The sequence below is a fragment of the Microbispora sp. NPDC004025 genome (assembly GCF_053604425.1).
Genome location: NZ_JBSGHN010000012.1, coordinates 220,201 through 240,031, shown reverse-complemented (window position 1 = coordinate 240,031; position 19,831 = coordinate 220,201). Strand labels below are relative to the sequence as shown.

18 protein-coding genes are annotated in these 19,831 nt (G+C 74.7%); 2 read left to right on the top strand and 16 right to left on the bottom strand.

Annotation, left to right across the window (positions count from 1 at the left end; all coding sequences use genetic code 11):
* Positions 1-3: 3 nt before the first annotated feature.
* The 7 genes from hpnH to ACWEQG_RS27585 form a co-directional block, all read right to left on the bottom strand.
* Entirely contained in the window at positions 4-1,008 is a 1,005-nt protein-coding gene (hpnH, locus tag ACWEQG_RS27615; protein ID WP_452289054.1) for an adenosyl-hopene transferase HpnH, read from the bottom strand.
* Positions 1,008-2,546: a 4-hydroxy-3-methylbut-2-enyl diphosphate reductase gene (ispH, locus tag ACWEQG_RS27610; RefSeq protein ID WP_452289052.1), complete on the bottom strand. Its 1,539-nt coding sequence runs from the start codon at positions 2,544-2,546 to the stop codon at positions 1,008-1,010. Before ispH ends, hpnH begins: the two co-directional genes overlap by 1 nt.
* Complete coding sequence (shc, locus tag ACWEQG_RS27605; protein ID WP_452289050.1) at positions 2,543-4,438, bottom strand: squalene--hopene cyclase; 1,896 nt, start codon at positions 4,436-4,438, stop codon at positions 2,543-2,545. Before shc ends, ispH begins: the two co-directional genes overlap by 4 nt.
* On the bottom strand, positions 4,435-5,787 hold the full coding sequence (gene hpnE / locus ACWEQG_RS27600; protein ID WP_452289048.1) for a hydroxysqualene dehydroxylase HpnE: 1,353 nt from the start codon (positions 5,785-5,787) through the stop codon (positions 4,435-4,437). Before hpnE ends, shc begins: the two co-directional genes overlap by 4 nt.
* Positions 5,784-6,764 carry a phytoene/squalene synthase family protein gene (locus tag ACWEQG_RS27595; protein WP_452289046.1) on the bottom strand — a complete coding sequence of 327 codons (981 nt, stop codon included), beginning with the start codon at positions 6,762-6,764 and terminating at the stop codon, positions 5,784-5,786. The genes hpnE and ACWEQG_RS27595 overlap by 4 nt, the downstream gene beginning before the upstream one ends.
* Positions 6,739-7,590, bottom strand: a complete 852-nt coding sequence (hpnC, locus tag ACWEQG_RS27590) for a squalene synthase HpnC (protein WP_452289044.1) — start codon at positions 7,588-7,590, stop codon at positions 6,739-6,741. The genes ACWEQG_RS27595 and hpnC overlap by 26 nt, the downstream gene beginning before the upstream one ends.
* 172 nt (positions 7,591-7,762) lie before the next feature.
* Positions 7,763-8,548: a polysaccharide deacetylase family protein gene (locus tag ACWEQG_RS27585; RefSeq protein WP_452289042.1), complete on the bottom strand. Its 786-nt coding sequence runs from the start codon at positions 8,546-8,548 to the stop codon at positions 7,763-7,765.
* A 47-nt stretch (positions 8,549-8,595) separates the two neighbouring features.
* Here ACWEQG_RS27585 and ACWEQG_RS27580 point away from each other — a divergent pair, with 47 nt between their 5' ends.
* Complete coding sequence (locus tag ACWEQG_RS27580) at positions 8,596-9,723, top strand: MGDG synthase family glycosyltransferase (RefSeq protein ID WP_452289040.1); 1,128 nt, start codon at positions 8,596-8,598, stop codon at positions 9,721-9,723.
* Here ACWEQG_RS27580 and ACWEQG_RS27575 read toward each other — a convergent pair.
* Entirely contained in the window at positions 9,647-10,552 is a 906-nt protein-coding gene (locus ACWEQG_RS27575; RefSeq protein WP_452289038.1) for a DMT family transporter, read from the bottom strand. The genes ACWEQG_RS27580 and ACWEQG_RS27575 overlap by 77 nt on opposite strands.
* A 230-nt stretch (positions 10,553-10,782) precedes the next feature.
* Here ACWEQG_RS27575 and ACWEQG_RS27570 point away from each other — a divergent pair, with 230 nt between their 5' ends.
* A complete protein-coding gene (locus ACWEQG_RS27570) occupies positions 10,783-11,250 on the top strand; it encodes an SPW repeat protein (RefSeq protein ID WP_363473700.1) in 468 nt (155 codons plus the stop codon).
* Between the two features lie 55 nt (positions 11,251-11,305).
* Here ACWEQG_RS27570 and ACWEQG_RS27565 read toward each other — a convergent pair whose 3' ends face one another.
* The 8 genes from ACWEQG_RS27565 to ACWEQG_RS27530 all read right to left on the bottom strand — a co-directional run bounded on the left by ACWEQG_RS27565 (position 11,306) and on the right by ACWEQG_RS27530 (position 19,796).
* Complete coding sequence (locus ACWEQG_RS27565; RefSeq protein ID WP_452289036.1) at positions 11,306-12,454, bottom strand: trypsin-like serine peptidase; 1,149 nt, start codon at positions 12,452-12,454, stop codon at positions 11,306-11,308.
* Positions 12,455-12,705: 251 nt separating this feature from the next.
* Positions 12,706-13,617, bottom strand: coding sequence for a LysR family transcriptional regulator (locus ACWEQG_RS27560; RefSeq protein WP_452289034.1), 912 nt, complete (start codon positions 13,615-13,617; stop codon positions 12,706-12,708).
* Positions 13,618-13,659: 42 nt separating this feature from the next.
* Positions 13,660-14,637, bottom strand: a complete 978-nt coding sequence (locus tag ACWEQG_RS27555; protein ID WP_452289032.1) for an L-threonylcarbamoyladenylate synthase — start codon at positions 14,635-14,637, stop codon at positions 13,660-13,662.
* Between the two features lie 82 nt (positions 14,638-14,719).
* Entirely contained in the window at positions 14,720-15,568 is an 849-nt protein-coding gene (locus ACWEQG_RS27550) for a serine hydrolase (protein WP_452289030.1), read from the bottom strand.
* Positions 15,569-15,581: 13 nt separating this feature from the next.
* Positions 15,582-17,210 carry an N-acyl-D-amino-acid deacylase family protein gene (locus tag ACWEQG_RS27545; protein ID WP_452289028.1) on the bottom strand — a complete coding sequence of 543 codons (1,629 nt, stop codon included), beginning with the start codon at positions 17,208-17,210 and terminating at the stop codon, positions 15,582-15,584.
* Positions 17,207-18,010: an amino acid ABC transporter ATP-binding protein gene (locus tag ACWEQG_RS27540; protein WP_452289026.1), complete on the bottom strand. Its 804-nt coding sequence runs from the start codon at positions 18,008-18,010 to the stop codon at positions 17,207-17,209. The genes ACWEQG_RS27545 and ACWEQG_RS27540 overlap by 4 nt, the downstream gene beginning before the upstream one ends.
* Complete coding sequence (locus ACWEQG_RS27535) at positions 18,007-18,915, bottom strand: amino acid ABC transporter permease (protein ID WP_452289172.1); 909 nt, start codon at positions 18,913-18,915, stop codon at positions 18,007-18,009. The genes ACWEQG_RS27540 and ACWEQG_RS27535 overlap by 4 nt, the downstream gene beginning before the upstream one ends.
* The gene (locus ACWEQG_RS27530; RefSeq protein WP_363471080.1) at positions 18,912-19,796 is read right to left on the bottom strand and encodes an ABC transporter substrate-binding protein; all 885 of its coding nucleotides are present in this window, start codon (positions 19,794-19,796) and stop codon (positions 18,912-18,914) included. The genes ACWEQG_RS27535 and ACWEQG_RS27530 overlap by 4 nt, the downstream gene beginning before the upstream one ends.
* Positions 19,797-19,831 lie beyond the last annotated feature (35 nt).

The following is a 19,831-nucleotide window of genomic DNA, read 5'->3' as shown; positions in this document are numbered from 1 at the left end:
CCGTCAGGTGCCGCGCAGCGCGCGCAGGGACTCGCGCAGCGAGCCGAGGGTGGCGAAGACCGCCGTCGGCTCGTAGCCGCAGTGCGCCATGCAGTTGGCGCAGCGGGCGTCCCGCCCCCGGCCGTAGGAGTCCCAGTCGGTCTCCTCGACCAGCTCCCGGTAGGTCTTCGCGTACCCGTCGGCCATCAGGTAGCAGGGCCGCTGCCAGCCGAACACCGAGTAGGAGGGGATCGCCCAGGCCGTGCAGGGGAAGTCGGTCTTCCCCTCCAGGAAGTCGAGGAACAGCGGCGAGTGGTTGAACCGCCACCGCCTGCGGTTGCCGCCCGCGAACGCGGCGCGGAACAGCTCCCGCGTCTGCCGCACGCCCAGGAAGCAGTCCTGGTCGGGCGCCTTCTCGTAGGCGTACCCCGGCGAGATCATCATCTGGTCGACGCGCAGCTCGTCGTTGAGGAAGTCGAGCACCTCGACGACCGTGCGCGGGCTGTCCCCGGCGAAGAACGTGGTGTTGGTGGTGACGCGGAAGCCGCGCCGCCGGCACTCGAGCACCGCCGCGACCGCCTCGTCGAACACACCCTCCTTGCACACCGACGCGTCGTGCCGCTCGCGCAGGCCGTCGATGTGGACCGCCCAGGCGAAGTACGGCGAGGGCGTGAACCGGTCGATCCTGCGCGGGATCAGCAGCGCGTTGGTGCACAGGAAGACGTACTTCCTGCGCGCCACCAGCGCCTCGACCATCTCCCCGATCTGCGGGTGCATGAGCGGCTCCCCGCCCGCGATCGACACCATCGGGGCGCCGCACTCCTCGACCGCGGCCACCGCCTGCTCGACGGGCATGCGCTGTTTCAGCACGCCGGCCGGGTGCTGGATCTTCCCGCAGCCCGCGCACTTCAGGTTGCACGCGAACAACGGCTCGAGTTCGAGCAGCAGCGGGAACCTCTCCCGCCGGCGCAGCCGCTGGCGCAGGATGTACGCGCCCACGCGCAGGCTCTGGCGTAAGGGCATCGGCATCAGGGCCGCACCTCCTTCGGCAATGTGAACTCGACGTTCTCCTCGGTCACCCGCCGCTCCTCCACCTCCAGCGGGCCGAGTCCGCCGAGGGCCGCCACGACGCCGTCCACCAGCGAGCCGGGCGTCGACGCCCCGGCGGTCAGTCCGACCGTCCGCACTCCGCGCAGCCAGTCGAGCGCGACGTCGCCCGGACCGTCGACCAGGCGGACGAGCGGCGCCCCGCCACATGGAGAGGCGTCACCGGAGCGCGCGGCGACCTCGGTGAGGCGCAGGGCGTTGGAGGAGTTCGCCGACCCGACGACCAGGACCAGATCGGCCTCCGCGGCGACGGCGCGCACCGCGCGCTGCCGGTTGGTCGTCGCGTAGCAGATGTCCTCGCCGCGCGGGCCCTCGGCGTCCGGGAAGCGCCGCCGGACCGCCGCCGCGACCCGCCCGGCCTCGTCGGCCGCGAGCGTGGTCTGGGTGAGGTAGGCGACCCCCCGCCCCGTCCGCGGGCCCTCGGCCAGCCCCTCGACGCCGGCCTCGTCCTCGACCAGCACGCCCGCGCCGGGCACCTCCCCGAGCACGCCCTCGACCTCCTCATGCCCGGCGTGGCCGATCAGCACGACGAGGTCGCCCCGCGCGGCGAACCTGCGGGCCTCCGCGTGGACCTTCGCGACCAGCGGGCAGGTCGCGTCGACGACGCGCAGCCCGCGCCGCGCCGCCTCCTCCCGCACGGCGGGCGCGACCCCGTGCGCGGAGAAGACGGTCACCGCGCCGTCCGGCACCTCGGCCAGGTCGTCGACGAACACCGCGCCGAGCCGCTCCAGGCCGCGTACGACGTGGATGTTGTGCACGATCTGCTTGCGCACGTACACGGGCGCGCCGAACCGGTCCAGCGCGCGCTCCACGATCTCGATGGCCCGCTCGACCCCGGCGCAGAACGAGCGGGGCGAGGCCAGCAGGACCCGGCGCGGGCCCACGGCCGCCGCCCACCGCGCCAGCACCGGGCCGATCCGGGCGAGCGCGCGGCGCGCGGCGACCGCGCCGCCCACGGTGGCGGGGTTCAGCAGGGGGGCGCCGGGGGTGTCCACGATGACCCGCACGGCCGCGAACGGCCGCCCGCCCGCGGCTTCCGCGAGGGGGGCGCTCTCCATGTCGACGGCGCAGGCGCCCTCGCGGGCCAGGGCGAGCCGGGCGCGGCCCGACACTATCCCCGGCGCGGTGACGAGCGGGCCGGTGCGGGCGGGCAGCCCCGCCCGGACGAGCTCTCCGGCGAGCAGCGGGGCCGACGGGCACGGCCAGACCCGGCCGCCGGAGCGGACCTCGGTGGCGACGAGCACGTCCCCGGGACGCAGGCCGTCGTGGAGGGCCCCGCCGAAGCCGGTGACGGCGAGAGCGTCGGCGGGCGGGAGCAGGGCCGCCGCGCGCGCCGCCCGGTCCGGCCCCATCCCGATGCGGAAGATCCGGACACGGGGATGGTCACGCGCGGGACGCAGGCCGCGGGCGACGGCCCGGGCCTCCATTCCCAGCGCCGTGCACACGATCAGGCCGGTCATGGCGTCACCTCCCGGGCACGCAGGTAGCGGCCGAGCGCGCTGAGGGGGAAGACGAGGCGGTAGAGGTGGTAGTTGATGAAGAAATCGCCGGGGAAGCCCGTCCCGGTGTAGTGCGGTTCGTCCCACGTGCCGTCGGGGCGCTGGCTGCCGGCCAGCCAGGCCGCCCCCCTGTCCACGGACCGGCCGCGCTCCCCGGCGGCGAGCAGGGCGATGAGGGCCCACGCCGTCTGCGACGCGGTCGGCTCGCCCCGCCCGATCCACGCGGGGTCGCGGTAGGAGCGCATGTCCTCGCCCCAGCCGCCGCAGGGGTGCTGGTGCGCCTCCAGCCAGGCCACGGCCCGCCGTACGCAGGGGGCGCCGGACGGCACCCCGGCCGCCGCGAGGGCGGGCAGCACCGCGCCGGTGCCGTACACGTGGTTGGCCCCCCATCGGCCGAACCACGAGCCGTCGGGCTCCTGCGCCCGCAGCAGCCACCGCACGGCCCGCCGTACGACGGGGGAGCGGGCCAGGCCCTCGGCCGCCAGCGCCTCGACCACGTGCGCGGTCACGTCGGCCGTCGGCGGGTCGATGACCGCGCCGAAGTCGCAGAACGGCAGCCGCAGGCACAGCGTGCGGGTGTTGTCGGCGTCGAAGGCGGCGAACCCGCCGTCGCGGCAGGCCATCCCGGCCATCCAGCGCAGCCCCCGCTCCACCGCCGGGCGGGCGTCGGGCCGGCCCCACCGGCGCAGCGCGAGGACCACCTCCGCCGTGTCGTCGACGTCGGGGTAGCCGTCGTTGTCGAACTCGAACGCCCAGCCGCCCGGCGCTAGCCCGGGCCGCCGCACCGCCCAGTCGCCCGGCCCGCGCACCTCCTCGCGCAGCAGCCATCCGCCCGCTCTGTCCAGCGCGGGATGGTCGCGGGGCAGGCCGGCGTCCAGGAGGGCGGTCATCGCGAGCGCGGTGTCCCAGACGGGCGACTGGCACGCCTCGAGCCGGCGTGTGCCGTTCTCCCTGATGGTGAATCTGTCCAGCCCGGCCAGGCCGGCCCGCATGACGGGATGGTCCAGGCCGTACCCGCTCAGGCTCAGGGCGATCAGCGAGTAGACCCAGGGAGGCTGGATGCCGCCCCAGGAGCCGTCGGCCTCCTGGCGGGCCACGACCCACTCGGAGGCCCGCCGCAGCGCGGCGCGGCGCAGCGCGGCCACCGGCCGCCGTTCGTAGCGGTGCAGGGCGCGGTCGAGCGCCGCGAACGCCGCGTCCCAGCCGGTGCGCGCGGCCCGTTCATATCGCGGGCGCGGCGGCTGCCCGGCCCGCAGCTCCGGCAGGGCGAACGGCAGCGGGCGGACCGGCCGGTGCGCGGTCACGATCGTGAGGGGCACGATGGTCTGGCGCGCCCAGCAGGCCCAGTCGTAGACGTTCAGCGGGCACCACGGCGGCAGGAACATGATCTCCGGGGGGATGACCGGCAGGTCCTCCCACCGCCACCGGCCGAACAGGGCGAGCCAGATCCGGGTGAAGACCCGGGCCGACCCGACGCCGCCGGCCCCGCGCGCGCAGGCCGCCGCCGCGAGCATGTGCGGGGCCGAGGGCGGGTCGCCCGCCAGGCGCAGCGCGGTGTACGCCTCGACCGTGGTGGACAGGTCGGCGGGACCGTCGTGGAAGTTGGCCCAGCTGCCGTCCGCCCGCTGCTGCGACCTGATCCACCGGGCGGCCTCGGCCGTCTCCCGCGCGGTCCGCACGCCGAGGAACTCGCGCAGCAGGAGGTCCTCGGCGTCCATGGTCACGTTGGTCCGCAGCTCGCCCTTCCACCACCCCTCGGGCGCCTGGAGGCCGAGCAGGTGGTCGCGCGCCGCCCTCAGGGCGGTCTCCGCGCGGGCGGCGCCGGTGGCGACCCCGGTGGTGACGCCGGTCACGGCGCCTGCTCCCGTTCGAGATGCCGCCGCACGAGGCGGGCAGCCTGGAGTCCGCTGCGCACGGCTCCCTCCATCGTGTCGGGCCAGCCCGTGTCGGTCCACGCGCCGGCGAGGAACAGCCCCGGCCACCGGGTGGCCGCGCCGGGGCGCAGCCCTCCGCTCCCCGGGACCTGCCGGAAGGTCGCCCGCCGCTCTCTGGTGATGAACAGGTCCACGACCCGCGCCTGCCGCGCGGCCGGCAGCAGCCGCTCCAGTTCGGGCGGGAACACCTCCCGCATCACGGCCGTGGGCACGTCGATCCAGTGCCGCGCCGCCGACACCGAGACCGTCAGGTACTGGCCCCGGGCGAGCCCGCCCGCCTCGGTCCTGTCGAAGATCCACTGCACCGGTGAGCCGACGACGGCGGCGAACGGCAGCCGGGTGACCGGCCGGTCGTAGACCACGTGCACGTTGACGATCGGGCTCGCGCCGAGGCCGGCCCAGGCGTCCCGGTCCGGCGCCGCGTCCGGGGGGACGAGCCGCGCGGCCTGGCCGTGCGGCGCGGCGACGACGACGGCCGACGCCTCGACCCGCCGGCCGCCCACGAGGACCGAGGGCCCCGGCAGCACCGCCTCGACCTTCGCCCGCAGCCGCACCTCGCCGCCCAGCCGGGCGATGGCCGCGAGCGCGGCGCCGCCGTGCAGGTCGCCGAGCGGCACGGACGGCACGCCGATGTCGGCGGCGTCGGCGCGGCCCAGCAGGGCCGTCCTGAAGACCATCGCCGCCGACCCCAGCGCCGCCTCGTCGGACGGGATGTTCAGCGCTGCCACCGCGAACAGGTCCCACAGCGCCCGTCGTACGGCCTCCCGCTGGCCGTTGGCGGCCAGCCAGCCGCCGAGCGCGGCCCGGTCGAGGGCGGGCTCGGCCGGGTCGAGCCCGCGCAGCGCGAACGCGCCGCGCACCGCGCGCAGCCGGTCGGCGGGGGACAGCAGGCGGTAGCCCGCGAGCGCCGGGAGCAGGTGGAACGGCCCGGGCAGCGCGGCCCGGCGCAGCCGCGCCCGTCCGCCTCGCGGGGTCAGCACGGGCACGTCGAAGCGCTCCTGCAGGCGCACCCGCCCCGTCCCGCCGAGCCGGTCGAGCAGACCGAGGTACGCCGTGCAGCAGCGCAGGAAGACGTGCTGCCCGTTGTCGGCCGTCAGGCCGCCCCTGACGAAGGAGTGGGTGGCCCCGCCGAGCCGGGGCCGCGCCTCGTACAGGGTCACCGGCCGGCCGGCCTCCGCGAGGGCGAGGGCCGCGGTGATGCCGGCGAGGCCGCCGCCCACCACCGCCACGGGCGTGCCGTTCCTCGGGCCGTTCATCGCGCCCTTCATCGGGCCGCTCCCGCGATCGCCCGGGCCGCGACCATCGCCTTCGCCCAGGGCGTGAGCGACAGACGCCCGGCCAGCGCCCGGGCCGGGTCGGCGGCGATGTGGGCGAGCAGCCGCCGGTAGATCCCGGCCATCGCCGCGGTGCACGCCGCGCTGCGCCGGTCGAGCAGCGGGATCAGGCGCGTCCCCTCGGCGTACCAGGCGAGCGCCCGCCCGGCCTCGTACCGGACGAGCCGCGCCAGCCGTTCGGGCGGGTCGGTGAACGCCCCCGACGCGTCCAGGCCGAGCGTGCAGCCGAACCTGCGCAGGTCGTCGGCCGGCAGGTACACCCGCCCGGCGCACCGGTCCTCCCGCAGGTCCCTGAGCACGTTGGTGAGCTGCAGCGCCACCCCCAGGGAGTCCGCGAGCCGCGCCGCGCGCCGCAGCGACCCCGCGTCGCGGCCCGGGCCGCCGGGCAGGCCGAAGACGCCGAGCGTCAGCCGCCCGATGGACCCGGCGACCTCCCGGCAGTAGCCGACGAGGTCGTCGTGGGACTGGTAGTGCGCGCCCGCGACGTCGGCGGCGCATCCGTCGATCAGCTCCTCGAACGCCTCCAGCGGGACGGGGAAGCGCGCGGCGGTGTCGCGCAGGGCCACCAGCACGGGGTCGGAGAGGTCCGGCCGCGCCGCCCGCAGCCCCGCCCGCGCCGCCTCCAGCGCCGACAGCCGCTCGTCCACCGGCCCGGCCGCGTCGCCGATGTCGTCGATCCGCCGGGCGAAGGCGTAGAGCGCGCTGAGCGCGCGGCGCTCGGGCGGGGCGAGCAGGCGGATTCCGTAGGCGAAGTTGCGTGCCCGGGTGCGCACGACGCGCTCGCAGTACCGGTAGGCCAGCGGCAGCGGCACGGGCGCCGGCGCGCGCGCCGATCCCGCGCCGACGGGGTGCAGCGCGGGGCCGGGCGGGTGATCGGGAACGGGATCAGGAATCGCGCCGGGAACCGTCACCGTTCACCTCCTTCAGCACGCGTGCCCACTCGCCGAGCACCGCGCGGCGGCGCGCGCGGACCGCCCGGCCGAGGACGTCGTGCCGCCCGCGCTCCAGCGCCGCGAGCGCGGCCAGGCCGCCCGCGACGTACCCGGCCACCGCGGTACGCGCGAACCCGCTCAGCGTCTCCAGCAGCGGCATGCCCTCGTCCAGCAGCGTGGCGGCGCGGCGGGCCTGCAGGGCCACGGCCCGGCGCAGCCGCGGGGACGTGCGCGGGGCGGCCAGGTCGGCCTCGCGGCAGCCGAACCTGCGCAGGTCCTCGGCGGGGAGGTAGACCCGGCCGCGGGCGTGGTCCTCGCCCACGTCCTGGCAGTGCTCGATCACCTGGAGGGCCGAGCAGATGCGGTCCGACAGCCGCGCCCGCTCCGGCGTGGCCGCGTCGAAGACGTGCAGGACGATCCGGCCGACCGGGTTGGCGGACAGCTCGCAGTAGGCCAGCAGCTGCGCGAAGGTGTCGTAGCGCCGCGTCACCTGGTCGCGCCGGTTGGCCTCCACGAGGTGGAGGAAATGCGCCCGCGGCACTCCCCGCCCGGCGACCAGCGGCGTCAGCGCCCGTACGGCGGGCAGCCGCGGGCTCCCCCCGGCGTAGAGGCGGCCCAGGTCGGCCTCCACCGCGGCGAGCAGGGCGGGCCGCTCGGCGGGGTCCGCCTCGTCGCCGACGTCGTCCACGTAACGGGCGAAGCAGTACACCGCCATCAGGTCGCGGCGGTACGCGCGCGGCAGCAGGCGGGAGGCCACCGGGAAGTTCTCCCGGCGCGCGGCGTCGCGTACGTCCGCTGCGGACATGCCTGAAGAATCTCCACCGCAATTCACCACAAAACCCGACAAAGCGGGCGGGTGTTTTTACGTGCGCAACGCCGCGGGAAAAGCGCCGTGCGCCACCGCGCCTGAAACGGAATGAGCGGTAAAAACGTGGCCGGGAAAGAGGGCTGAAGCGAGCGGCCTCTTTCTCCGCTTCTTACGCTTCCGGCCGCGCTTCCCGCCGCGGGTAAAAGCTCGCCGGGACCGGGAACCGGTGGGCCCCCGCGCCGCCGGGTACACCCACGCCGTGGGCGCCCAGCGGCCCGACCCGCAGTCCGGCGGCCCGGCAACGGCCGACCACGCCGGCGAGCGCGCCCAGCGCCGAGCGCCAGGAACCCGGGGCGGAGGTGTGGTCGCAGTCGTGCAGCAGCAGCGTCGCCCCGCCGCGCAGGCCGGGCTCCAGGGTGCGCAGCACCGAGCCGGGCGTGGCCCGTGCCGTCCAGTCCGCGCCCCAGGCCGTCCACAGCACCGGCCGCAGGCCGTGCCACCGGGCCGCGAGCAGCGCCTCGGTGCTCAGCACCCCGTACGGCGGGCGGTACCACGAGGGCCGGACGCCGGTGACGGCGGCGACGAGGCGCGCGGCCCTGCCGATCTCCGCGGCGACCCTGCCCGGCCGGGTGACCAGGGCGTTGCCGTGCCGCCAGCCGTGCACGGCCACCTCGTGACCGGCCCGCGCGATGCTCCGTCCGACCTCGGGGTGGCGTTCGAGCAGCTCGCCGAGAAGGAAGAAGGTCGCCCGGCAGCCGAGCCGGTCCAGCTCGTCGAGGAACAGCGGGGTCGACCGCGGGTCCGGCCCGTCGTCGAAGGTCAGCGCCACGTGCCCGGGATCGCCCTCGCCCGCCAGGGACGGCAGCAAGCGGCGGACCGGAGGCAGCCAGGCCGCCCCCGGTCCCGCGTGGAGCAGGGCCAGTCCGGCGGCGGCGGCGAGCGCGTGAGGTCGCATCGCCTTCCAGTGTCCGCCACGCCGCCCCCCACCCGGGAAGGAGGGCCATGAGGGACAGGGCATTGATCGTCAGCGCCTCGATGGGCGCGGGCCACGACGCCGTCGCCGCCGAACTGGCGCGCCGCCTGACCGCCGCCGGGGTGCGCGCGGAGGTCGTGGACGTGCTCGCCCTGCTGCCGCTGCGGCTCGGCGCGCTGCTGCGGTGGTGGTACCGCGTGGTGATGCTGCGGGCGCCGTGGCTGTACGCGCTGGTCTACCGCGTCTTCTTCGTCTCACGCCGGGCCCCGTCCACCTCGCCGCTGACGGTGGTGGCCGCCGCCGGGCTGGCCCGGGTGGTGCGCCGCGTCCGCCCCTCGCTGGTCGTGCCGGTCTTCCACGTGGCCGCGCAGGCCGCGGGGCATCTGCGGGCGCGGGGGCGGCTCGCGGCGCCGAGCGTGGTCGTGCTGACCGACTTCGCCGTGCACCGCCTCTGGCTCCACCCCGGCAACGACCGCTACCTGTGCCCGGACGCGGCCACGGCCCTCGCCGTGACGGCCGCCCTCGGCCGTCCGGCCTTCCGCTGCGCCCCGATCGTCCGCCCTGGGTTCGCGGCGTCCCGGGGGCAGGCCGGCCCGGCGGACGTCCGGGCCCGGCTGGGCCTGCGGGACGGCGGGCCGATCGTGCTCGTCTGCGCGGGATCCTGGGGGGTCGGCCGGGTCACCGAGACCGCCGGGATCCTGGCCCGGTCGGGGAGGTACGCGCCCGTCGTGCTGTGCGGGCGCAACGAGCGGCTGCGCCGCCGTCTCGGGCGGCTGCTCGGCCGCGCCGGAGCGGGCGCCGCCCTCGGCTGGCGCGACGACCTGGCCGACCTGCTCGCCTCGGCGTACGCGCTGGTCGACAACGCGGGCGGGCTGACCTGCCGGGAGGCGTTCGCCGCGGGGGTGCCGGTCGTGACGTACCGGCCTATCGCGGGCCACGGCGGGGACGGCGTGCGCGCGATGGCACACGCGGGGGTGAGCCTCCACGTGCGCCGCCGTGCGGACCTGCTGCGGACGCTCGACCGGCTCCAGCCCGGCCTGCCCGGGCGGGCCGCGCTCACCGCGCGGGCGGCCGCCCTGTTCACCGCGGCGCCGGCCGAGTCCCTTCTTCTCCCCGGCCTCGCCGCCGCGTCCCGAGCATGTGAGCCTGCTTCCTGAGCGGCGCGTACCGCGACAGCAGCACGCTGCCGTACAGGATGAGGGCCATGCCCGTCAGTTCGGGCACCACCCACGGGCCCGTGCGGATGTCCTCGCCGAACATCGCCACGCCGTACGCCGTGCTCGCCACGGGGTCGGTCACGGTCAACGCGGGCTGCACGGCGACCAGCGGACCGCTGTGCAGGGCGTTCTGCAGCAGGAACAGGCTGCACAGCCCGGCGGCCACCATGGCCCAGAGCGACCAGGAGCCGGCGAGCGTCCGCGCGCCGGCCGGCAGCTCGTCCACCGTGCGCTTCATGAGGACGGCGGTGTAGGCGAACCCCAGCCCGGCGGCCATCCCGAGCAGCACCGCGCGGGCCGCCCCGCCGAGGGCGATCGCGGCGGCCACGCAGCAGGCGAGGAGCCCGATGGTCACGCCCGCCGAGACCACCCAGGTCAGCAGGCCGGGAAGGCGGTCGCCGGGGGTGGGCGAGGCCGCCGCGAGGAACCCGGCCAGGCCGGCCGTCAGCGAGCCGACGGCCAGCCAGGTCTTGGGATCGACGCGGACCCGGAACATCCAGCCGGCCACCAGCATCGTGATCGGCAGTTCCGCGACGAGCAGGGGCTGGACGAGTGCGAGCCCCCCGCTCGTCAGGGCGGCCGCCTGCAGCAGGAAACCGGCGATGAGCGCGGCGATGCCGCCCAGCCAGGCGGGCCGCCGCACGAGGTCCCAGATCAGGCCGGGCCGGAACGCCTCGGCGGCGGGGGCGGCACGCGCGGCCCGGCGCTGCAGCACGGACGCGACGGCGTTGGCCGCCGCGGCGAGCACCGCCAGGACAACAGCGATCATGAGCCCAGCGCCCCGTCTCAGGCTTCTCGTCGTCGCGGGCCCTCTGGTCGAGGCCCTGTCACTACCCTCCCCGGCGATGGCCGCCGCATGTCGCCGTGAGCACTCCGAACCCTTTTTATTCGGTCAATACCAAAGAAAGGCTCGAATATTAATAAAAATCGAGAATTCCGGGATTTTTAGGGGTATGGCCGTTTGCACAAACGCACGCAGCAGGAAAGGCGGAACCAGACATGGTTGGACCCACCGGCCTCGAGCGTCATCCTGACGTCAGCGAACTGCGACAGACGTACGATCGGGCGGGCTCGACGGCCCCCGCCCAGGTGTTGGAGGGGTTGGCCTTCCTGGCCGGTCTTTACCTGGCCCTCTCGCCGTGGATCGTCGGATTCTTCGGACTTCGCGGCCTGACCGTCAGCAATCTCGTCACCGGCCTCGTGATCTCCGCCCTCGCTCTCGGGCTCGCGGCCGCCTACGGCCGCACGTACGGACTGGGGTGGCTGCTCCCGCTGCTCGGCGTGTGGGCGATCGTCTCGCCGTTCGTGGTGCGCGCGGGTCGTGAGGCCACGGCGACGACCATCTGGAACAACGTGGCGATCGGCATCGTGACCCTTGCGCTGGGAGCCGCGGCCCTGGCGATGGCACAGGCGTTCCGCCGGCATGAGCGGGGCGAGCGGAGCGCGCGCAGACTGGGCGACTGGTGACGGAACCGGCGCCCGGCCCGCGGCAGGCGGGCCGGGCGCCGTGTTCTCGGCGTTCTCAACCCACAGGGCCGGTCGCCACCTGGGCGGCCTCACGGTAGACCGCGCCGGTCTCGCCGTCGAAGTACGCCGAGGTGATCTGGTCGTATCGGCCGTTTCCGTCATAGTCGACGAAATAGCTGACCAGGCCGCTGACATAGCCGAGTCGCTCGCGGTTGCCGTACGACGCCAGCATCGGCGCGCCGTCGGCCCCCGGCGTGAAGCTGCTCTTGATTCCGACGTGGTTGTCCGCGCTGTTGGCCGCCGGGTTCGTCGAGACGTACCGGTGGTCGACGCGCCCGTAGCTCCACTTCATCGTGACCCCCGAATAAGGGGAGTCGCCGTCGGGATGAGGGCTCGCGGGGTAGCCGAAGGCATAGACCATGTAGTCGGGCCGTCTGTTGTAGATCAGGCCCTGACCGCCGACATTGTCGCCGAGACGGCCGTTGTCCTGGGCGGCCGCCGTGTAGGGCACACCGTCCTGGATCCACTTCGCACCGGTGTGGGCGTCGTACTCCGCCTGCGTGACCGGCGTGATCGAAGACAGCCGCACGCCGTTGTGGACGTTGGCGAAGGCGTAGTCGAAGTCGTAGTCCTCGGACGCGTCGAAGTCGCGGTGCGTCCAGACCCGCTCGCCCACGTAGATCCCGTAGGGGCTCTTGCCCTGGTAATAGCCGGGGACGAAGACCCACTTGTCCATGACCTCGCCGGTGACGGCGGGGTCGTACACGCAGTGGGCGGCGGTGGCGACCACGTTGCGGTGCGCCGACTCGATCGAGGTGGCCGAGCACCAGCGTTCCCGGCCCTGGCCGTCGACGAAGAAGACCTTGCCGACCGTCTTGGGCAGCACGACGCCCTGCGGATCCTCGGCGGGCGGCTCATAACCGAGCTCGTGCCCGGGGGCGACCGATCCCTGTTCCCCCGTGGGCCCGACAGGCGGCTGCATGGCGAACGGCGGCCGGAGGTTCTCGGGCTGGAAGGGCGTGGCCCTGCGCAGGGCGGCGCCGCCGCCGGCGCTCCAGTAACCGGCGACCGCGAGGGCCTCGGCGGAGGTGCCGGCCAGGGTGTCGGAGGCCCAGGGGGAGGTGTCCCCGGCCGCCGTGCCGGGGACCAGCGGGGTGAGGGCGAGTGCGACGCCGACGGCGGAGAGTGACAGGCGTTTGTTCAAGATGCTCCTCGGTCTCGTGACAAGGAGCGGCGGTCCTCGGGGGTTCCCCCGGGCCGCGCGCTCCGGCGACCGGTGGACCGTATGAACGATCATGTGCGGCTGTCGTCCGCCCCGGGGCGGACACCGCGTCCGCCGTCCAGGTGATCATTCAGTCAGTATGGACGGCCGCCCGAGGGCCGTCGGAGCCCTGCCCGGATCGTCCGGAACCGCGCAGGCGCGCCAGTGAGAAGGCCGCACCGCATGCCGCGACCCTACCGAATGGTGACGCTGAGACGGGCCGAGGCGTCTCTGAGGTAGTCGACGAACGCGCGCAGGGCGGGGTTGGGGTTGGTCGGGCGGAGGGCGGCGCCGACCCGCCGGTAGAGCTTCTGCCCCTCCACCTGGCAGACCTGGATTCCCGCCGCGCCCTGCACGCCGAGGCTCGGCACGAGGGCCACGCCGAGCCCGGCCCGGACCAGGCCGAGCGTCACCTCGTAGTGGTCGCTGCGGCAGCGGATGGTGGGCGTGAACCCCTCCAGGGCGCTGGCCCGCTCCAGCACCGACACCGGGGTCTCGGTGCCGAACGTGGTGATCCACGGCTCGTCGGCCAGGTCGGTCAGCCGAACGCGGGGCCGGTTTCCCACCGGGTGGCCGACCGGCATCACGAGAAGCTGCGGCTCGTCGAACAGGTGGACGACCTCCACGCCCTTCGGCGCCTTCCAGGGGTCCAGCGCGTGCTCGAACACGACCAGCACGTCCAGCTCGCCGCGTTCCACGTCGGTCAGCAGTTCGTGCGGCTGCCCGAGCACCAGGTCGAGCACGACCCCCGGATGGCGCGCCGTGAAGGACGACAGCGCCATCGGCAGCAGCCGGTAACCGGCCGAGGCGAAGAACCCGATCCGCAACTGCCCGGCGTCCGCCCGCGCCTGCGCGAGCAGGTCCTTCTCGGCGGACTCGATGAGGTCGAGCACCTCCTGGGCCCGCCCGGCCAGGCGGTGGCCCGCCGCGGTCAGCCGCAGGCTGTGCGCGGCCCGCTCCACCAGCCCGACCCCCGCCTCCTCCTCCAGCCGGGCGAGCTGGTGGGAGACGGCCGAAGGCGACAGCCGCAGGGACTTGGCGGCTCCGGCGATGCTCCCGGTCCTGAAGACCTCCAGGAGCACCTTGAGGCGGTGGCTGCTGAGCATTTCCCCAGTATCGGGCCTGGTCAGATGTGATGACGGCCCGGGTCAGTCGGAGGGCCGGGGCCCCGCGGCGCGGCGAAGCCGGTTGGCGATCGCGAGTCCCAGCCCCTGCTCCTGCGGCAAGGAGGCGACGATGAGGTCGCACCCCCGCTGGTCGAGCTCCCGCAGGAACCCGTACAGCCCGCGGGCGTAGGCGGCCGCCGAATCGGGGACGGCCACCACGGCGTGCGCCTTCACCGGGGCGCCGGCCAAGGCGGGGGGAAGGAAGACGCCCACCCGATGCCCCAGCTCCTGCGCGAGCTCCGCTTCGGCGACGACCTTCTCGGGTTCGACGAGGACGACCCGCGCACGCGGCGCGTAGTGTGACGGATGCTGGCCCGGCACCCGCACACGGCTCGTCGAGTGGACCGCGAGCGGGAGCCCCAGCACCGCTTCGAGGTCCTCGCGCGTCACCCCGCCCGGGCGGAGGACACTCAGGGTGTCGCCCGTGGCGTCGACGATGGTCGACTCGACGCCGACCTCGCAGGGGCCGCCGTCCAGCACGAAGTCGACGGCGTCGCCGAGCTCCGCACGGACGTGGTCCGCCGTCGTGGGGCTGACCGACCCGAAGCGGTTGGCGGACGGGGCCGCGACCCCGCCCCCGAAGGCCGACAGCAGCGCGAGCGCGACGGGGTGGCCGGGCACGCGCACGGCCACCGTCTCCAAGCCGCCCGTCGCCTCGAGGGACACCCTGCGGCCACGCCGCAGGACCAAAGTGAGCGGCCCCGGCCAGAAGTGTTCGGCCAGCAGGCGCGCCGTCGCGGGCACGTCCTCGGCCCAGTCGCCCAGATGCTCCGCGGCCGCGAGGTGGACGATCAGCGGGTGAGTGGGCGGGCGCCCCTTGACCTGGAAGACCCGCGCGACGGCGGCGGCGTTCTCGGCGTCGGCGCCCAGACCGTAGACGGTTTCGGTGGGGAAGGCCACCAGGCCTCCGGCGCGCAGCACACTGGCCGCCTTCTCGATGTCACTGGTTCCTGCCGTCACCCTCGCAATCCTCTCACTGTTCCCCCTCGGCACGTTCCGCGGGCTCGCCGGCGCTCCGGGACGAGACCACGCCATGGCGCGGCTACGGCCGGTGCACCCGGCCGTCCGCGAAGGGCAGGACGCTTTGCGCGATGGCGAGGCCCGCCTGCCGGATCGCCCGCACCAGGGCGTGCTCGCGGCCCACCGGCCCGTGCGCGAGCACGGCGTAGCCCTCCCACCGCCTCCCGGCCATGACGCCCACGTCGGCCCGGGTGCCGGCGTCGGTGCCGGTCTTGTTCGCCACCCAGACCCCGGCGGCGTACGGCAGGGCCACCGGCGGGTCGCGGTCCTCGGGCTCGTGCGGGAGCAGCGCGGGCACCAGCGCGCGGTCGGTGTTGTGCGCCATCCAGCCGACCAGCAGCCGCCGCCACGGCTCGCGGCCGTGCGCCAGGGACCGCATGAGCCCGGCCAGCTCGCGCGCCGTCCCGGTGGCGAAGGCCGGCGGGTGCACCGGGAGCCTGGGCTCGCGGATCCTGTCGTGGATCCGGGTCCGCGCCAGTCCGAGCGCGGCGGCGGCCGCGTCCACGCGGCCGAGGCCGAGCCGCCGCAGCAGCGCGTTCGTCGCGGTGTTGTCGCTCACGGAGGCGGTGAGCAGCGCGAGGTCGCCGGCCGTCCAGACGCGGGCCGAAAGGCCGGTCAGCAACCCCGACCCGCCCGCGTAGTCCTCATCGAGCAGCGGCACCGGCTCGTCCGGGTCCACGACGCCCGCCGCCACGTCCTGGGCGAGCGCCGCCAGCAGCAGCACCTTGCCCGTGCTGGCCAGCGGCAGCACCACGTCCTCGTTCACCCCGAGCAGGCCGGGAACGCAGACCGCCAGCGTGCCCGGACAGGCGGCCGCCGCCTCCGCCAGCCGCGCCGCCCCCGGCACGCCGACGGCGTCCTTTCCGCTCACCACGTCATCCCCTTCACAACGCCAGCACCGAACCCGGACGCGCGCCGGTCTCCGCGCCGTAGCGCACCACCACCTGACCACCCGCGACGACCACGTCGATCCCGGCGGGCGGCAGCAGCGGCTCGGTGAACGTCGCCAGGTCGGCCACCGCCGCGGGGTCGAAGACCACCAGGTCGGCGTGCGCGCCGTCGCGGATCACACCGCGCCCGGTCAGCCCGAAACGGGCCGCGGCCATCCCGGTCATCTTGTGCACCGCCTCCTCCAGCCCGAGCAGCCCCAGCTCCCGGACGTACCGCCCGAGCACCCGGGGGAACGTCCCGGCCCAGCGCGGGTGCGGACGCCCGCCCGGCTTCGGCACGCCGTCGGAACCGATCATCGTGTACGGCGCGGCCAGCACCCGCCGCACGTCCTCCTCGACCATGGAGTGGCTGATGATCGTCACCTCGCCCGCCTCGGCCACCAGCAGGTCGGCGGCCACGTCGAGGGGGTCGGCACCGGCCGAGGCCGCGAGGTCGGCGATGGTCCTGCCCTCGGTCCGCGGATGGCGGGGGGCGCAGGCGACCGAGATGCGGTCCCAGCCGCCGTTGCCGACCGTGTTCTCCCAGCCGGGCACGCCCTCCGCGATGGCCCGGCGCATCCTGTCCCGCTCGGCGGGGTCGCCGAGCCGCGCCGTGAGCGCCCCCAGCCCGCCGTCGTTGGCCCAGGGCGGCAGCATGGCGGCCAGCGCCGTGCTGCCCGCCGTGTAGGGGTAGACGTCACAGGTGACGTCCATCCCCTCGGCCCGCAGCGCGGCGATGCGCGGCAGGGTGCGCTCGGTGCGTCCCCAGGCGTACCGGCCCGCGGTCTTGTGGTGCGAGACGTGCAGCGCCGCGCCGCTGCGCCGGGAGATCTCGATCGCCTCCTCCAGCGCCTCCTCCACGCGCGACATCTCGTCGCGCAGGTGGGTGACGTACGGCTTGCCGTGCCGGGCGGCCACCGCGGCCAGCGCCACGACCTCGTCGGTCCCGGCGTACGAGCCGGGGGTGTAGATGAGGCCGGTGGACAGCCCGGCCGCGCCCTGCGACAGCGAGGCGTCGAGCAGCGCGCACATCGTGCGCAGCTCGGCGGGCCGGGCGGGCCGGTCGACCGGGCCGAGCACGCCCGCCCTGAGTGTGCCGTGGCCGACCAGCGAGGTCAGGTGGTTGGCCCGGGGCACCCGCGCGTGCGCGGCGGCGAAACCCGCGAAATCGGCGTACACGCCGACGTCGCCGCCGAAGGTGATCCGCGCCTCGGCGCGCATGGCCGGCAGCCGCTCCGGCAGGGCAGGGAAGAGGCCGGACCCGCAGTTGCCGCAGATCTCGGTGGTGACGCCCTGCAGCACCGACGCCCGCACCAGTGCCCTGCCGGAGCCGCCGCCGGAGCCGTCGCCGGATCGGCCGAGCAGCGTGACGCCGTCGGAGTGCGTGTGCACGTCGACGAAGCCGGGGGAGACCACGCGCCCGCGCGCGTCGATCACCTCGGCCGCGCCGCCCGTGCGGGGGGCCTCGCCCGGGGCCAGCACGGTCAGCCGCCCGGCGGCCACGCCGACGTCGGCGGGGCGTCCGGGGCGGCCCGTGCCGTCCACCAGCAGGCCGCCCCGGATGAGCAGGTCGAAGCCGGTCACCGGACCTGCCCGAGGAAGGTGCGCAGCCGCTCGTGGCGGGGCGCGGAGAGCACCTCGCGCGGATCGCCGCGCTCGACGATGACGCCGTCGTCCATGAACACGAGCTGGTCGCCGACCTCGCGGGCGAAGTTCATCTCGTGGGTGACGACCATCATGGTCATGCCGGTCGCCGCCAGGTCCCGCATGACGGCCAGCACCTCCTGCACCAGCTCGGGGTCGAGCGCGCTGGTCGGCTCGTCGAACAGCATCAGGCTGGGCCGCATGGCGAGGCTGCGGGCGATGGCCACCCGCTGCTGCTGACCGCCGGACAGCTGGGCCGGGTAGTGGTGGGCGCGGTCGGCCAGGCCGACCCGTTCGAGCAGCTCCTCCGCCTGCCGTCTGGCCTGGGCGGCGCGCGTGCCCAGCACGGTGACCGGCCCCTCCATGACGTTCTCGATGGCGGTGCGGTGCGGGAACAGGTGGAAGCGCTGGAACACCATGCCGATGCCGCGCCGCTGCCGGGACAGCTCGGCCGGGCGCAGCGCGTGCAGCCGGCCGCCGCGCTCGGCGTAGCCCATCAGCTCGCCGTTCACCCAGATCCGGCCCGAGTCGATCGTCTCCAGGCGGTTGACGCAGCGCAGCAGGGTCGACTTGCCCGACCCCGACGGGCCGACGATGCACACCACCTCGCCGGCGGGGACGTCGAGGTCGATGCCCTTGAGCACCTCCAGCGCGCCGAACCGCTTGCGGACCGCGCGGACGCGCACCATCGGCTGGTCGAGACCGCTGTGCTCACTGATTCGCCCGCTCCGCTCGCTCATGAGGGCTCCTTCTGCAGGGGCCGCAGGTTGCGGCGGACCCGGGAGGACAGCCGCACGTGGCCGCGTTCGAACCGCTTTTCCACGAAGTGCTGGCCGACGCTCGCGATCGTGGTGAGCACGACGTACCAGATCGAGGCGACCACGAGCATCGCGATGACCTCGAAGTTGCCGAGGTAGATGCGCTGCGCCACGGTCAGCAGCTCGGCCCCCGCGATCACCGAGACCATCGAGGTGGTCTTCAGCATCGAGATGAACTGGTTGCCGGTCGGCGGGATGATCACCCGCATGGCCTGCGGCAGCACCACGCGGCGCAGCACCTGCCCGTGCGACATGCCGAGCGACTCGGCCGCCTCCCGCTGGCCGGGGTCGACCGAGCGGATGCCCGCGCGGACGATCTCCGCCATGTACGCGCCCTCGTTGATGGCCAGGCCGAGCAGCGCCGCGGTGAACGGCGTGATGACCTCGTTGGCCTGCCATTCGATCAGCTTGGGCCCGCCGAACGGGACGCCGATCGCGAAGGCGGGGAAGACCAGCCCGATGTTGAACCAGAAGATGAGCTGCACCAGCAGCGGCGTGCCGCGGAAGAACCACGTGTATAGCGCGGACGTGCCGCGCAGCACGGGGTTGTCCGACAGCTGCATGACGGCGGCGAGCACCCCGAGCACCAGGCCGATGGCCATGGACAGCACGGTGAGCTGGATCGTGACCCACAGACCGCCGAGGATCCTGCCGTCGGTCAGGTAGGCGACGATGACGTCCCAGTGCAGGTTCTCGTTGACGATGACCGTGTAGGCCAGCCAGACCAGGAAGAGGAGGGCGGCGGCCGCCCCGAGCCACCGGCCGGGCCGCACGGGACGCACGGCCTCGATCGGCAGCTCGGCGGCGGCCTCCTGCTCGCGGGTCACTTCCACGGCTGGGTGTTGACCAGCACGCCGTCGACGGCGTTGGCCGTCACGCCGTACTCGTCGAGCACGGCCTTGTAGCCGCCGTCGGCCTGGAGCTCCTCCATCGCCTTGGCGACCGCGTCGCGCAGCGCCGTCTTGCGCTTGTCGATGGCGATGCCCCACGGCCCGGCGTCGTACTGCTCGGGCAGCACGTCGTACTTGCCGGTGTCCTTGGCGTACATGACGGCGACGGGGTAGTCCACGATCGTGGCGACCGCGCGCCCGGAGTCGATCGACAGCAGGCCGGTGGGCGCGTCCTCGCTCTGCATGATCTTCATCTTCGTGGCGCACTTCTCGTTCTGCTTCTCGCCGATGGCGAGGTTGGAGCTGCCCTTGGCCAGCACCACCGTGCGGCCGCACAGGTCCTCGAGGTTCTTGATGGCGTCAGGGTTGCCCTTCTTCACCATGATGGCGCCGCCGGCGTTGAAGTAGTCGACGAAGTCGACCGCCGCGCGCCGCTCCTCGGTGTCGCTCATCGAGGACATCACGATGTCCCAGCGTCCGCCCTGCAGGCCGGGGATGAGCCCGTCGAAGGCCGCGTTGGTGATCGAGAACTTCAGCCCGAGCTTGGCCGCGATGGCCGCGCCGAGATCGGGGTCGACACCGGTGAGCTCCTGGGTGCCCTCCTTGTACATCTCCATCGGGGGGTAGCCCTCCGACGTGGCGACCCGCAGCGTGCCCGTCTTGCGCACGTCCTCGGGGACCAGGTCCTTGGCCGTCTTGCCCGTCGTCGCCGCCGCGTTCTCGCCCGCGGCGGTCCCGGACGACGAACGCCCGCAGCCACCGGCGAGCGCCGACACCATCAGCGCGCCAACTATGGCCGCATAAAGGCGCTTTGTCATGGAACCTCCTGGTTTGCGAACGATTGAGCTTATGC